The following is a 14295-nucleotide window of genomic DNA, read 5'->3' as shown; positions in this document are numbered from 1 at the left end:
GGGCGGGGTCGTTGCGATCGAGCAGTACCCAGTCGTTGAGGGTCTTCATGGGGCATCCTTGTCTGTGGCGGCATTGAAAACGGGGCCATCCAGGCCCCGCAATTGTTTGTTTTATTAAACGGAGTTGCGCTTACGTTAAACGAAGCGGGCATCCTTGCCAAGATCTGACAGAGGTTGCAGGCGATGGATCACGTGGCGGGCAAAGCCGCTGCCCGCTTCGTTGTAGACGTTGAATACCGCATCCACCCCCTGCTCCGTGAGGGAGGCGATATCATCTTCAAAGCGTACGATGGCGGCAATCTTGCCGGTAAAGCCGTGACTGCGCAGCTTCTCGATGGCGTAGAGGTTGCCCGAGTGGTGGGGCATGGCCAGCAGCACCAGGTTGACCTGGTTGGAGAGCAGCACCTTGTCCCAGAAGTCGGTATCGGTGGCATCTCCCTCGATGACGTTCATCCCCTGGGCACGCAGGGTCGGCAGCTTCTCGCTGTCGTTCTCCACCCCCAGGATGACGTTGCCGTACTTGTTCTCCAGCTCGAAGTAGGCCCCCTGACCAATGCGTCCCATGCCGAGGATGATCACCTCGGCATCGCCCAGCTCGATGGGCCTGTCTTCGGGGTGTAGGTTGCTCGCCTGCAATCCCTTCAGCCAGCCGCCGAGTTTGTGATAGATCCGCTCGCTCTGGCTGTTGAGAGGGGCGGAGATCATGAAGCTGGCGGCGAGTGCCAGGGAGACGGCCACCAGCCACTCGTGGGAGAGCCAGCCCGCCTTGGCGGCGATGGCCGCGACGATGAGACCGAACTCCGAGAAGTTGCTAAGCGCCAGGGTGGAGAGCAGCACGGTGCGTACCCTCAGGTGGGCACCACTGTAGACCAGATAGTAGAGGGCGCTCTTGAGGGGCAATGCCAGCACCAGCACCAGGGCCAGTAGCATGGTGTCGTGGGTCGGCAGGCCGTTGAGGCCTATGGTCAGGAAGAAGCAGATGAGAAAGAGGTCTTTCAGGTTGAACAGCGCCTTGGCCAGCCCCGCCGCCGCCGGGTGGGAGGCCAGCATCATGCCGATGATGAGGGCCCCGAGGTCGGGCTTGAGCCCCACCACCTCAAAGCCTGCCGCCCCCACCACCAGCGCAAGGAAGACGCCGAACAACACCTGCAGCTCGCCGTGGCCGGCCCGCTCCAGCAGTTTGAACAGCAGGGGGCGCAGCAGCGGCAACCCGAGCACCCAGAGGGCCCAGATGCTGGGCCACTTGCCGCTGGAGAACGCCAGAAACGCCACCGCGAACACATCCTGCATCACCAGCACCCCGATGGCGAGGCGGGCATAGAGGGCGTTCATGTCGCTGCGCTCCTCCAGCACCTTGACCGCAAACACGGTGCTGGAAAACGAGAGGGCGAAGCCAAGCAGGATCGCGAGCTGCCAGTTGAGCGACAGGGCGAGTTCTAGCCCCAGCCCCTTGCAGACCAGCAGCACCACGGTAAAGAGCAGGGTGGAGAGCAGCAGGTGCACGCTGGTGGTGCCCCAAACGTCGCGCCGCATCAGGGTCTTGACGTTGAGCTTGAGGCCGATGGTGAAGAGCAGCAGGGTCACCCCGAGATCGGCCACTTCGCTCAGGGCCGGGGTATTTTCATAGCCCATGCCGTTGAGGATAAAGCCGGCGGCGAGAAAGCCGAGCAGGGGAGGCAACCCGATGAGGTTGACCAGCATGCCGCAACCAAAAGCCACGGCGATAAGAATTGGTTCCATGTCAGTTCCAGCGAGGGCAGGGCCGGCCTGCCCTCTTCATATCCTTGGTTGTGGGTTAGACGATATCGATGTCGACCACGGAGTCGAAGATGTGGTTCGGCCGAAACGGCATGCGGTCGATATCCGCCACCTTGCTCACCCCGGAGAGTACCAGCACGGTCTCGAGGCCGGCCTGGAAGCCCGCCAGAATATCGGTGCGCAGGTTGTCGCCGATGATGAGGGTATTGTCGGAGTGGGCTTCCATCCGGTTGAGCGCCGCCCGGATGATCCAGGCGCTCGGCTTGCCCACGTAAAACGGCTTCTTGCCGGTCATCCGCTCGATGGGGGCGCACAGGGCGCCACAGGCCGGGTGCATCAGGGGACCGTGGGTATCCGGGTTGGTGGCGATGAAGCGGGCTCCCTGATCCACGAACTTGGCACCCTGCTGCATCATGGTCCAGTTGTAGTTGCGGGTCTCGCCCACCACCACGAAGTCGGGGTCGATGTCGGTGATGGTGAAACCGGCCTTGTAGAGCTCGTGGGTCAGGGCCCCTTCGCCGATCACATAGGCCTTCTTGCCATCCTGGCGCTTGAGAAAGTCGGCGGTCCCCATGGCGGAGGTGTAGAAGCATTCTTCCGGCACTTCTATCCCGGCGGAGCGGAAGCGATTTTGCAGATCTTTCTGGGTCTGGGCCGGGTAGTTGGTGAGGAACAGCAGCTTGCTGCCCTGCTCCAGCAGGCGATGAACGAAGCGATCGGCGCCGGGGATGAGGTCGTTGTTGTGCAGGATGACACCGTCGATGTCACAGATGACGTTCTTCTTCATGAAAACTCCTTGTCGGGGCGCAGAACCTAATATGTTCAATCAATTATGATTTTTGTGACGCCATTATAAGTCTGTTTGATGACATGTCTCCCCCGTCGCGTAACTTGGGTGCACAATAAAACAACCAGGGGGTCAGCTTGGTGGAGAGGCAGACTCCGGACTCAACGTGCTGATGGAGTGACCGACATGGATAACCTTGCTGCCAGCAACTTTATTGCCGACCTGCCCAAACTGGAGCTGCACCTCCACATCGAGGGCACCCTCGAACCCGAGCTGATGTTTGAACTGGCCGGGCGCAACGGGGTGCCACTGCCCTGGCCCGACGTGGCGAGCCTGCGCGCCGCCTATGACTTTGACTGCCTGCAATCCTTTCTCGACCTTTACTACCGAGGCGCCAGCGTACTGGTGACCGAGCAGGATTTCTTCGACCTCACCTGGGCCTATCTCGAGCACTGCGCCGCCGACAAGGTGAGGCATGTGGAAATCTTCTTCGACCCGCAGACCCACACTGCTCGCGGCATCCCGTTTGCCGCCGTGCTGGGGGGGATTGAGCGGGCGCTGCAGGCCGGTGAAGAGACGTTCGGGATTAGCTGGCGCCTTGTCATGAGCTTCTTGCGCCACCTGAGCGAAGAGGAAGCCTTCGCCACCTTGCGCGAGGCCGAGCCCTTCCTTTCACGCATTCACGGCATCGGGCTCGATTCGGGGGAGAAGGGCAACCCGCCCGGCAAGTTTGCCCGGGTGTATGCGCGCTGCCGCGAGCTGGGGCTGCCGGTGGTGGCCCACGCAGGCGAAGAGGGGCCGGCGGAGTACATCTGGCAGGCCATCAGGGAGCTTGAGGTGTGTCGCATCGATCACGGGGTGCGTGCGGTGGACGATCCCGAGCTGCTGCGCTATCTGGCCGATACCCGGTTGCCGCTGACCGTCTGCCCCCTCTCCAACACCCGGCTCAAGGTGTTTGACCAGATGGCCCACCACAATGTGCTGCGGCTTTTGGAGCAGGGGCTCTGCGTCACCATCAACTCGGACGATCCCGCCTATTTTGGCGGCTACATGAACGCCAACTTCCAGGCGCTGGCAGACGAGCTGGGGGCCACGGCGAGCCAGCTTGGCCGCTTGTCGCTAAATGCCGTGGAGGCGAGCTGGCTGAGCCTGGCCGACAAGGCGCGCCTGACCCGGGATATTCGCACTTATGCTGCCAGTCACGGGGTGAGCCTGAGCTGAGCTCATCCACGTTGTGCCTAAAGAGAAAGACAAAGACCCGCCATCGCTGGCGGGTCTTTTTATGGGTGAACGGTTTATTGGCGGGGAGTGCGGCTGAACCATTGTTGGGGGTCAGGCAGGGACGTCCTCCTTGCCATAGACGGGATAGTCGGTCAGCCCCTGTTCGCCGCCGCCAAACAGGGTGGCGGGATCGTGGGGGGCAAGGGGATAGCCGCGGCGCAGCCGCTCGGGCAGGTCGGGGTTGGCCACGAAGGGGCGGCCAAAGCCAATCATGTCGGCCCAGCCCGCCTCGAGGGCGGCCCGCGCCCGTGCGCCATCGTATTTACCGGCGTAGATGAGGGTGTTGGGGAAGACCTCCCGCAGCCCCTGCTTGAAGCTCTCCGCCATCAAGGGGGCATCATCCCAGTCTGCCTCGGCGATGTGCAGGTAGACGATGCCGAGCTCACCCAGCATCCTGGCAGCGGCCAGATAGGTCTCCTGCGGGTTGGCATCCACTGTACCGTTGAGGGTAGTGAGGGGCGCGAGGCGTACCCCGACCCGCGTCATGCCAATCTCGTGGCCGACCGCCTCGGTCACCTCCTTGAGGAAGCGCAGCCGGTTTTCCAGCGAGCCGCCGTACTGGTCGGTGCGGGCATTGGACTCGGAGTCGAGGAACTGGTTGATGAGGTAGCCGTTGGCAGCGTGCAGCTCGATGCCATCAAAGCCCGCCAGCATGGCGTTGCGGGCCGCCTGGCGGAACTGCTCGATCACCATCGCTATGTCTTCTTTAGTCATGGCGCGCGGGGTGACCGTCTCGACGAAACCGGGGGCATCGCTGCCGTTATCGACGAACACCTTGACCCCTTCAGCCTTGATGGCCGATGAAGAGATGGGCTGGGCGCCGCCTATGTTGTCCGGATGAGTAACCCGGCCCACGTGCCAGAGCTGGGCGAACATGGTGCCCCCCCTGGCGTGCACGGCATCGGTCACCAGCCGCCAGCCGGTGACCTGTTCGGCGCTGTGAATCCCCGGTGTCCAGGCATAACCCTTGCCCATGGGATCGACTTGTGTGCCCTCGCTGATGATAAGGCCGGCACTGGCGCGCTGGGCATAGTAGGTTGCCATCATGGCGTTGGCCACGTCGCCGGGCTGGCTGGCGCGCGAGCGGGTCATGGGGGGCATGACGATGCGGTTGTTAAGGTGCAGCTGGCCGAGGCGCAGCGGGCAGAACAGGTGATCCTGGCTCATCTTGAGTTCCTCATGGTGGAAGTGGGGCCACTCTACTGCGCCGGTTTGTTGTGAAAAAGAGGGGGGATTGCACCATTGAATTGCGCTCAGAGCAGCAATCGGGGCTTTCTGTCGCCCGGACATAAAAAAAGAGGGCCCGCAGGCCCTCTTGTTGACAGTATGAAGATCAGATCGCGGCAGGCTTGACTCGTACCCGCTCGATGCGCCGCTCGCTCACCTCGATCACCTCGAAGCAGAGCTGCTGCAACTGCACCTGCTGGCCCGGAGTGGGCAGGGTACCGAAATGGGAGAGCAACATGCCCGCGAGAGTTACGTATTCGTCGCTCTCGCTCACCAATCCCTCGTGTTCCAGCACCTGCTCCACATGGTGGATGTTGGTGCTGCCGTTGATGAGCCAGCCCTCGCCATCGCGCACCATGTCCGGGGTTTCGTCTTCGTCCGGCAGCTCGCCCACGATGGCCTCCAGCAGATCGTGAGTGGTGACCAGACCCTGGATGATGCCAAACTCGTCGGCCACCAGGATGAGGCTGCCGCGCGCCTGGCGCAGCTCCGCCAGCAGACGGATCACGTTGATGGTCTGGGGCACGATAATGGGGTCGTTCTGCTTGGCCAGCTCGCTCAGGGGTTGCCCTTCGTTGAGGGCAAACAGCAGATCTCGCGCCTTCACCACCCCGATCACCTCGTCCAGATCCCCGTCACAGAGGGGGAACAGGCTATGGGGCTCCTGTTGCAGCTGGGCACGGATATCGTCCGCCGAGTCGTTGATGTCGATCCAGGCCACGTCAGAGCGCGGGGTCATGACGGTACGGATGGAGCGCTCGGCCAGCGACAGCACACCGGTCACCATGTAGCGCTCCTCCTCGCCAAAGCTCACCGGCGCTGCGGGGGCGGCATCCTCGTCGTCATCCGGCGTCTCCTGATAGGCCTTGCTGCCCATCAGCTTGAAGATGGCGGCAGTGGTGCGCTCGCGCAGGGGCAGTTTGGCCTCGTGGCGACGGGCGCTGCGCTGGGCCAGCTGGTTGAAGAACTCGATCAGCACAGAGAAGCCGATGGCTGCATAGAGGTAGCCCTTCGGAATGTGGAATCCGAACCCTTCTGCCACCAGGCTGAAGCCGATCATCAAGAGGAAGCTCAGGCAGAGCACCACCACGGTCGGGTGGGCGTTGACGAAGCGGGTCAGCGGTTTGGAGGCGAGCACCATCACCACCATGGCGATGGTCACGGCGGCCATCATCACCCACAGTTCGTCCACCATGCCGACGGCGGTGATGATGGAGTCCAGGGAGAAGACCGCATCCAGCACCAGGATCTGGGCGATCACCACGCCGAAGCTGGCGTAGGCGCCGACCGGACCATCCTCCTGGGGCTTGGCCTCCAGCCGTTCATGGAGCTCGGAGGTGGCCTTGAACAGCAAGAACAGGCCGCCCCCCATCAGGATGAGATCCCGACCGGAGAAGGGGTGATCCCAGATATGCAGGATGGGGGTGGTCAGGGTGACCAGCCAGGACATGACGCTCAAGAGCCCCAGACGCATCATCAGTGCCAGCGACAGGCCGATGACGCGGGCCTTGTCCCGCTGGGCGGGAGGCAGTTTTTTCACCAGGATGGCGATGAAGACCAGGTTGTCTATCCCCAGCACAATTTCGAGGATGATCAGGGTAAAGAGACCGATCCAGATGTGGGGATCCAGCAGAAATTCCATGTTATGACCTCAATAAAAAACAGACAGCACGAACGGTGAACACGGCAAGTGGGGCCGTGGTGACAGCAGGGCAATGACGTTATTCAGAGGCGCGGATGAAGCAGGTAAAGAGAGAGTTTGACGGGAGTAAACGAAGGACGACTTCGGGGATTGTCCATGATGGGCAATAAAACCTCGGGTTAAAAGTGAGCCCTGATGATAACGGCTGGCGCCGTTTTGGCAAGAGGGAGTGCATGAAGATGTGATGACACGGGGGAAGCGACGGGCCGCCTCCCCCAGGCGGCGGTTACAACCAGCGCTTTTCGCGGGTGAAACAGACCGACAGCCAGGCGTCCCCCAGGGTATCGCCGAGGCGGGACCAGAGCTCCTGGCGCAGGGCATCCTGACGCTCGACGGGCCACTCCTGATCCGGCGCCACCAGAATGTTGAGTTCGAGATCGAAACGACGACCGCTTTTCGCCAGGTGGCTGTAGCACTCGACGCCATAGCGCTGGCGCAGGGCGTCCACCTCCCGGGCGACGCGCTGCGAGACATCCCCGCTTGGGGCAATTTTCAATACTTCCCGCAGGTTGCGACCGAGCACCTTGATGGGGATGAGGGTGGCACACAGGGCCAAGAGAGAGACCAGTACCGGGTCTATGTAGCGGTTGTAGTGGCCGTAGCCAATGGCATCAAGGCCGATGGCCACCACGAAGCCGATGAGCAGGGTGGCGCTGAGCAGGGTATCCACCAGCCACTCCTTGGAGTCCACCCGCACCAGCTCGGAGTCGACCCGCTCGGCCACGTCGGCCTCGATGAGGTAGATGATGGCGCAGAAGAAGGTGGAGACGGCGGCATAGATGAGGGCGTGGCCGAGATCGATCTCCCGTCCTCCCTCAAGCAGGGTGGTGATGCCGCTGTAGAGGGCCCCGAGACAGAGCAGCAGAATGATGACGCCGTTGATGACGTTGGTGATGGGCTCGAAGTGGGCATAGCCGTACTGGAAGCGCTCATCGGAGGGGCGGGTAACGAGATAGGCAGTGACGAGACCCAGGCCCGTCATCCCCATGCTGAACAGGGTGAAGATGCCATCGAGCATGATGGCGTTGGAGCCGACGAAGAGGCCGTAACCGATGCCGAACAGTGCAAACGAGATGCAGCCGAACAGCGACAGGGTCAGGGCCTGTTTCTCTGTGGTGACCAGCGTACTGATAACATGGCTGTGGTGAGCCATAACAATCCTCCTTTCAAATGGTGAATATTTTGCCCGCGCAAGGGATTTTTGAGCTGATATACTGCCCGCTCACATGTGAGCGGACTGGCCGGGAGCGCCCAGAGAGGCTGTGGGCCAGTCGTTGTCGCCGGAGTTCCGGCATCAAGCAAATGAAGGGAACAAGGATTCATGATCCCGAGACTCGATTACCAGGACAGTTTGTCAGCCACAACCCTGCAGTTCCTTGACTCATTGGGGCGCAGCGCATTCCGTGGCGATATCGAAAAGTCTTATGCAAGCCGGTTGGCGATGGCGACGGACAACAGCGTCTATCAGGTCGTACCTCAAGCGGTTCTCTATCCGCGCAGTGCGGATGACATAGCGGCGATGCTCAAGCTGGCCGGTGCACCGGAGTTTGCCACCCTGAGTTTCTTCCCTCGCGGCGGCGGCACCGGCACCAATGGCCAGTCATTGGGCGGCGGCATTATCGTCGATCTCTCGCGCCATATGAACCAGATCATGGAAATTAATCTGGAAGAGGGGTGGGTTCGGGCCCAGGCCGGGGTGGTAAAGGATCAGCTCAACGCCTATCTCAAACCCCACGGCTACTTCTTCTCGCCAGATCTCTCCACCTCCAACCGCGCCACCTTAGGCGGCATGGTCAACACCGATGCCTCGGGGCAGGGATCGCTCGTCTATGGCAAGACCTCGGATCACGTGCTGGGCCTCAAGGCGGTGCTGGAGAATGGCGACATCATGGCCACCGAGCCGCTGAGCGGCTCGCGTCTTGAAGCCAAGCTGGCCCTTGAGAATCGCGAAGGGGATATCTATCGCACCCTCTATCGCATCGGCCGCGAACGGCGCGCCGACATCGAAGCCACCTTCCCCAAGCTGAATCGCTTTTTGACCGGTTACGATCTCAAGCACCTCTATCAGCCGGATAGCGACACCCTGGACATCAGCCGGGTGCTGTGCGGCTCGGAAGGCTCTCTTGGCTTCATTACCGAGGCCAAACTCAACATCACCCCCATTCCGCGCTATCGGACGCTCGTCAACGTCAAGTACGACAGTTTCCCCTCTGCGCTCAGAAATGCCCCCTTTATGGTGCAGGCGCAGGCTCTGTCGGTGGAGACGGTGGACTCTCGGGTGCTGGGGCTGGCCCGGGCCGACATCATCTGGCATTCGGTGAAGGAACTTATTCAGGATGTGCCCGGCAAGGATCTGCAGGGGCTCAACATCGTCGAGTTCGCCGATACCGACGAGGCCGAACACAAGGCCAAGGTGGCCGAGTTGTGCCGCCGCATCGACAATCTGCTGGCCCAAGGGGAGGCGGGGATCATCGGCTATCAGGTGTGCGATCACCTGCCGAGCATCGAGACCATCTATGCCATGCGCAAAAAATCGGTGGGGCTGCTCGGTAACGCCGAGGGACGCAAGAAGCCGGTGGCCTTTACCGAAGACACCGCCGTGCCGCCGGAATCCCTGGCCGATTTCATCATGGAGTTTCGCGCCCTGCTTGATGCCCATGGCCTCGACTACGGCATGTTCGGCCACGTGGATGCAGGCGTCCTGCACGTGCGTCCGGCGCTGGACTTGTGCGACCCGGAGCAGGAGGTATTGCTGCGGCGTATTTCGGATCAGGTGGTAGCGCTCACCGCCAAATATGGCGGCCTGATGTGGGGGGAGCATGGCAAGGGTTTTCGCTCCGAATACAGCCCCGCTTTCTTTGGCGGGCTGTGGGAAGAGCTGCAGCGGGTCAAGGGGGCCTTCGATCCCCAGAACCGCATCAACCCGGGCAAGATCTGCATGCCTTATGGCAGCGGCGCCGAGCTGGTGTCGGTGGACGGGCCCAAGCGTGGCAAGTTCGACCGCCAGATCCCGGTGGCGGTGCGGGAAAGTTACACCCGGGCCCTCGATTGCAACGGCAATGGCCTCTGCTTTACCTTCGAGACCGATTCCCCCATGTGCCCCTCGGTCAAGATCAGCCGCGACCGGCGCCATTCCCCCAAGGGGCGTGCCGGCTTGATGCGCGAATGGTTGCGCCAGCTGGCGGAGCAGGGCTTCGATCCGCTGGCCGAAGAAGTGGCACTGCAATCGGGCGGCGTGCGCTTCAAGCAACTGGTGGACAAGGTGCGCAACAGCTGGGGCAAACACAGGCGGGAGTACGACTTCTCCCACGAGGTGATGGAGGCGATGGAGGGGTGCCTGGCGTGCAAGGCGTGCACCAGCCAGTGCCCCATCAAGGTGGATGTGCCCACCTTCCGCTCCCGCTTTATGCAGCTCTATCACGGACGCTATCTGCGCAGTCCCAAGGACTATGTCATCGGTACGGTCGAGAGCTACACCCCCTGGCTTGCCAGGGCGCCCAAGCTGGTCAACTTCTTCCTGGAAAAGGAGTGGGTCCAGAAGGCGACCGAGAAGAGCATCGGCATGGTGGACGTGCCGCTGGTGAGCGTGCCGACCCTGGCCGACGAGCTGCGGGACAACCGTGCCCGTTATTTCGACTTGCCCGGCCTTGAAGCCATGAGCGCCGAGCAGCGCCAGAAGGTGGTGCTGATTGTGCAGGATCCCTTCACCAGCTATTACGAAGCCCCCCTGGTGCGGGATCTGGTCAAGCTCGCCGGCAAACTCGGCTACCAGCCCTATCTGCTGCCCTTCAAGCCCAACGGTAAGCCCCTGCACGTCAAGGGATTCCTGCGCGGCTTTGCCCGCACTGCGGCAAGCAGTGCCCAGTTCCTCAACAAGGTGGCGGCCCTCGGCATTCCCATGGTGGGGGTGGATCCGGCCATGGTGCTCTGCTATCGCGACGAGTATGCCAAGGCCCTGGGGCCGGCACGCGGCGAGTTTCAGGTGATGCTGCCCCAGGAGTGGCTGCTCTCGTTGCCGGCTGACAAGCTGCCTGCTGGCAGTGAGAATGCGGGTGAGGGGAGTGACGCCGAGCCCTGGTATCTGTTCGCCCACTGCACCGAGAAGACCGCCAAGCCCTCCACCCACGGCGACTGGAGCGCCCTGTTCAAGCGTTTTGGCGCTACCCTGCAGCCGGTCTCGGTGGGCTGCTGTGGCATGGCCGGCACCTATGGCCACGACGCCAGACAGGTGGAGAACTCGAAAGGCATCTACGCCTTGAGCTGGGCCGAGCCGTTGGCGCGTTTGCCGCAAGGGCGCTGCCTTGCCACCGGTTATTCGTGCCGCAGTCAGGTCAAGCGGATGGAGGGCGAGAAGCTCAGGCATCCGCTGCAGGCTTTGCTGGAACTGCTCTGATGCTGCGTTTTCCCAAACGGTTTCGGGTCCCCAAAGCCTATCGGACGCCCCGGTTTCTGCTGCTGCCCGCGACCCTGGGTCAGGCGGCGGTGGAGTTCGTCGCCATCTTGCGCGAGCGGGAGCAGCTCCATCAGCTGTTTCGGCCAAATGATGCCTGGCCCTCGGCCAACTTCAGCCTGAGCCAGCACGAAGGTGACCTGGAGTGGCAGCAGTCGGAGTTTCTGGCCAAGCGCTCCTTTGCCTATGGCCTGTGGAGCCCGGACCGGGAGCCCGAGTTCTGGGGCGGGGTCTACCTCTATCCCTCGGTGCTGCCGGAGGTGGAGGTGGAGCTCTTCTTCTGGAAAGTGGCCGAGGCGCCCCTGAGCGATGCCGAGCTGGAGGCCGAGCTGCGCGACTGGTTGGCGCAGGTGTGGCGCTGGCAGCATCCCCGCCTGCCGGGGCGGGAGATACCCTGGTCCGAGTGGCCCGGCGTCACCTATCCCTGGTGAGCGAGGCGTTTTTTCTGTTTTGTTGCCCCGGATCATTTGGTTCGGGGCGTTTTTCTTCGCTGCAATGAATCACAAGGAGTCCTGTTCTCATGAGTCAAGAGACGACCCCCATCTGGCGTAAATCCATGAGCCTCGAGGGGCTCAATGCCACCTCCCGCAATACCCTGATGGCCCACCTCGATATCGTCTACACCGCCTTTGGTCCCGACTGGCTGGAGGCCACCATGCCGGTGGATCACCGCACCCATCAGCCCCTTGGTATGCTGCACGGCGGAGCCTCTGTGGTGTTGGCGGAGACGCTGGGATCCCTGGCTGCCAATATGGCGGTGGGGCCAGACAGCTATTGCGTGGGACTGGAGGTGAACGCCAATCATCTGCGCGCCAAGCGGGAAGGGGTGGTGACAGGGCGCTGCTCGCCGCTGCATCTGGGGGCGACGACCCAGGTGTGGCAGATTGAAATTCGGGATGAACGGGGACGTTTGCTGTGCACCAGCCGGCTCACCATGGCGGTGCTCAAGCACAAGCGGAGCAAGGACTCCGGCGAAGCGTGATCTGCAATAACGCACCATGAGTGCAAAATAAGCAAGCCATACTCGTCAGATCCCTCTATAATTGCCAACGTCTTGAGAGGCTTATCACATTTTTCAAGACAGCAGAACAAAGTGGCGCTATAATCGCCGCCTTTTTGCTATTCCGCGGTGTTAGCCGCCTGCCTTAATCTGGAAGAATCTATGTCTGATACCGAACAACTGCCCCTTTTTAGTGAGCTTGGACTGGCCGCGCCCGTATTGAAAGCGCTGCAGGACGTGGGCTACGAGCGCCCGTCTCCCATCCAGGCCGCAGCAATTCCCCACCTGATGGCTGGGCACGATCTGCTGGGGCAGGCACAAACCGGTACAGGGAAGACCGCTGCTTTTGCCTTGCCTCTGTTGTCACGTCTGGAAGCCGGTAACCGCAACACCCAGATCCTGGTGCTGGCGCCGACTCGTGAACTGGCCCTGCAGGTAGCCGAAGCGTGCCAACGCTACGCTCACCACATGCCGGACTTCCATGTGCTGCCCATCTACGGTGGTTCCTCTTACGAAACCCAGACCCGCGCCCTGCGTCGCGGTGCCCAGGTTGTCGTGGGTACCCCGGGCCGCGTAATGGATCTGATCCGTCGCAAGAACCTGGACCTCTCCGGCCTGAAAGCTCTGGTGCTGGACGAAGCCGATGAAATGCTGCGCATGGGCTTTATCGACGACGTGGACTGGATCATGGATCAGTGCCCGGCCGGTCGTCAGGTTGCCCTCTTCTCCGCCACCATGCCGGAACAGATCCGTCGTGTGGCCCAGAAGCACCTGAAGCAGCCCAAAGAGATCAAGATCGCGTCCAAGACTGCCACCGCGACCACCATCCGCCAGCGCTACTGGCAGGTGACCGGTCTGCACAAGCTGGACGCCATGACCCGTCTGCTGGAAGTCGAGTCCTACGAAGCCCTGCTGGTGTTCGTGCGTACCAAGAATGCCGCTGAAGAGCTGGCGAGCAAGCTGGCCGCCCGTGGTCATGCCTGTGAAGCCCTGCACGGCGACATTCCGCAGAAGCTGCGTGAGCGTACCGTCGACAAGCTGCGCCAGGGCCAGCTGGACATCCTGATCGCCACCGACGTGGTCGCCCGCGGTCTGGACGTCGAGCGCATCACCCACGTGGTGAACTACGACATCCCCTACGACACCGAATCCTACGTACACCGTATCGGTCGTACCGGTCGTGCCGGTCGTAAAGGCGAAGCCATCCTGTTCGTGGCTCCGCGCGAGCGCCGCATGCTGCGCGCCATCGAGCACGCTACCCGTCAGGCCATCGAGCCGATGAAGATGCCGAGCACCGAGGACATCAACCAGCACCGTCTGGCCAAGTTCAAGGAGCGCATCCGCGAAACCATGATGGGTGAAGAGCTCGAGATCTACCACACCCTGGTGAACGAGCTGATCGAAGAAGATTCTGCCGATCCGCTGGAGCTGGCTGCGGCCCTGGCCAAGCTGGTACAGGGTGATCAGCCGCTGCTGCTGGATGAATCCGTGCCGGATCCGCTGTTCAGCAACAACGATCGCGGTGGTTTCGATCGTCGTGACGGTGGCCGTGACTTCGGTGGCCGCGATTTCCACGACCGTGGCGATCGCCCTGCCCGTCGCATGCCGTCTCTCGAGCCGCGTCCGCTCAAAGACAACCCGGACGTGGAGATGGAGCGCTATCGCGTTGACGTGGGTGCCCACCACGGCGTCAAGCCGGGCCAGATCGTCGGTGCCATCGCCAACGAAGCGAACATCGAGAGCCGTTTCATCGGCAACATCGATATCGCCGATGACTTCTCCACCGTCGATCTGCCCAAGGGCATGAGCGCCGAGGTGCTGGAAGTGATCAAGAAGGCCCGTGTCTGCCAGCGTCCGCTGCAGATCACCCGCTACACCGAAGTGCCTGCCGGCGGCAACACCGGTGGCCGTCCGCCGCGCGGTGATCGTCCGTTCCGTGGCGACCGTCCTTTCAACAAGGATCGCCGTCCGCAGGGTGACCGCCCGTTCAACAAAGACCGTCGCGAAGGCGGCTTTGACAAGCGCAAGTTTGGTGGCAAACGCCGCGACAGCTGATCCCTGAATTGACCATCAAAAAGGCCGCTCATCGA

General features: G+C 62.0%; 10 protein-coding genes. 5 read left to right on the top strand and 5 right to left on the bottom strand.

The genetic code is table 11. The annotated features are described in order from the left end of the window. Window positions 1-135 precede the first annotated feature (135 nt). Window positions 136-1740 carry a cation:proton antiporter family protein gene (locus tag BN1123_RS08840; protein WP_026456418.1) on the bottom strand — a complete coding sequence of 535 codons (1605 nt, stop codon included), beginning with the start codon at window positions 1738-1740 and terminating at the stop codon, window positions 136-138. Window positions 1741-1795: 55 nt separating this feature from the next. Then, window positions 1796-2545 carry an HAD-IIA family hydrolase gene (locus BN1123_RS08835; RefSeq protein WP_026456419.1) on the bottom strand — a complete coding sequence of 250 codons (750 nt, stop codon included), beginning with the start codon at window positions 2543-2545 and terminating at the stop codon, window positions 1796-1798. Window positions 2546-2731: 186 nt separating this feature from the next. On the opposite strand from BN1123_RS08835, the gene BN1123_RS08830 reads away from it, so the two are divergent. Further along, the gene (locus BN1123_RS08830; protein WP_042026550.1) at window positions 2732-3766 is read left to right on the top strand and encodes an adenosine deaminase; all 1035 of its coding nucleotides are present in this window, start codon (window positions 2732-2734) and stop codon (window positions 3764-3766) included. 111 nt (window positions 3767-3877) lie between these two features. On the opposite strand, the gene BN1123_RS08825 is transcribed toward BN1123_RS08830, so the two are convergent. The 3 genes from BN1123_RS08825 to BN1123_RS08815 form a co-directional block, all read right to left on the bottom strand. Further along, complete coding sequence (locus BN1123_RS08825) at window positions 3878-4993, bottom strand: alkene reductase (protein ID WP_042026549.1); 1116 nt, start codon at window positions 4991-4993, stop codon at window positions 3878-3880. A gap of 166 nt (window positions 4994-5159) precedes the next feature. Then, a complete protein-coding gene (locus BN1123_RS08820; protein WP_042026547.1) occupies window positions 5160-6695 on the bottom strand; it encodes a TerC family protein in 1536 nt (511 codons plus the stop codon). Window positions 6696-6981: 286 nt separating this feature from the next. Next, window positions 6982-7908: a cation diffusion facilitator family transporter gene (locus tag BN1123_RS08815; RefSeq protein ID WP_042026545.1), complete on the bottom strand. Its 927-nt coding sequence runs from the start codon at window positions 7906-7908 to the stop codon at window positions 6982-6984. 168 nt (window positions 7909-8076) lie between these two features. On the opposite strand from BN1123_RS08815, the gene ydiJ reads away from it, so the two are divergent. The 4 genes from ydiJ (at window position 8077) to BN1123_RS08795 (ending at window position 14260) form a co-directional block, all read left to right on the top strand. Beyond that, the gene (gene ydiJ / locus BN1123_RS08810) at window positions 8077-11148 is read left to right on the top strand and encodes a D-2-hydroxyglutarate dehydrogenase YdiJ (RefSeq protein WP_042026544.1); all 3072 of its coding nucleotides are present in this window, start codon (window positions 8077-8079) and stop codon (window positions 11146-11148) included. After that, entirely contained in the window at window positions 11148-11636 is a 489-nt protein-coding gene (locus BN1123_RS08805) for a hypothetical protein (RefSeq protein WP_026457003.1), read from the top strand. Before ydiJ ends, BN1123_RS08805 begins: the two co-directional genes overlap by 1 nt. A gap of 89 nt (window positions 11637-11725) precedes the next feature. Further along, entirely contained in the window at window positions 11726-12187 is a 462-nt protein-coding gene (locus tag BN1123_RS08800) for a hotdog fold thioesterase (protein ID WP_042026542.1), read from the top strand. A gap of 180 nt (window positions 12188-12367) precedes the next feature. Next, a complete protein-coding gene (locus BN1123_RS08795) occupies window positions 12368-14260 on the top strand; it encodes a DEAD/DEAH box helicase (protein ID WP_042026540.1) in 1893 nt (630 codons plus the stop codon). Window positions 14261-14295 lie beyond the last annotated feature (35 nt).

This window comes from Aeromonas enteropelogenes (assembly GCF_000819845.1).
Lineage (GTDB): Bacteria > Pseudomonadota > Gammaproteobacteria > Enterobacterales > Aeromonadaceae > Aeromonas > Aeromonas enteropelogenes.
The sequence above is the reverse complement of the archived record's forward strand: the minus strand, read 5'-3'. Positions and strand labels throughout refer to the sequence as shown.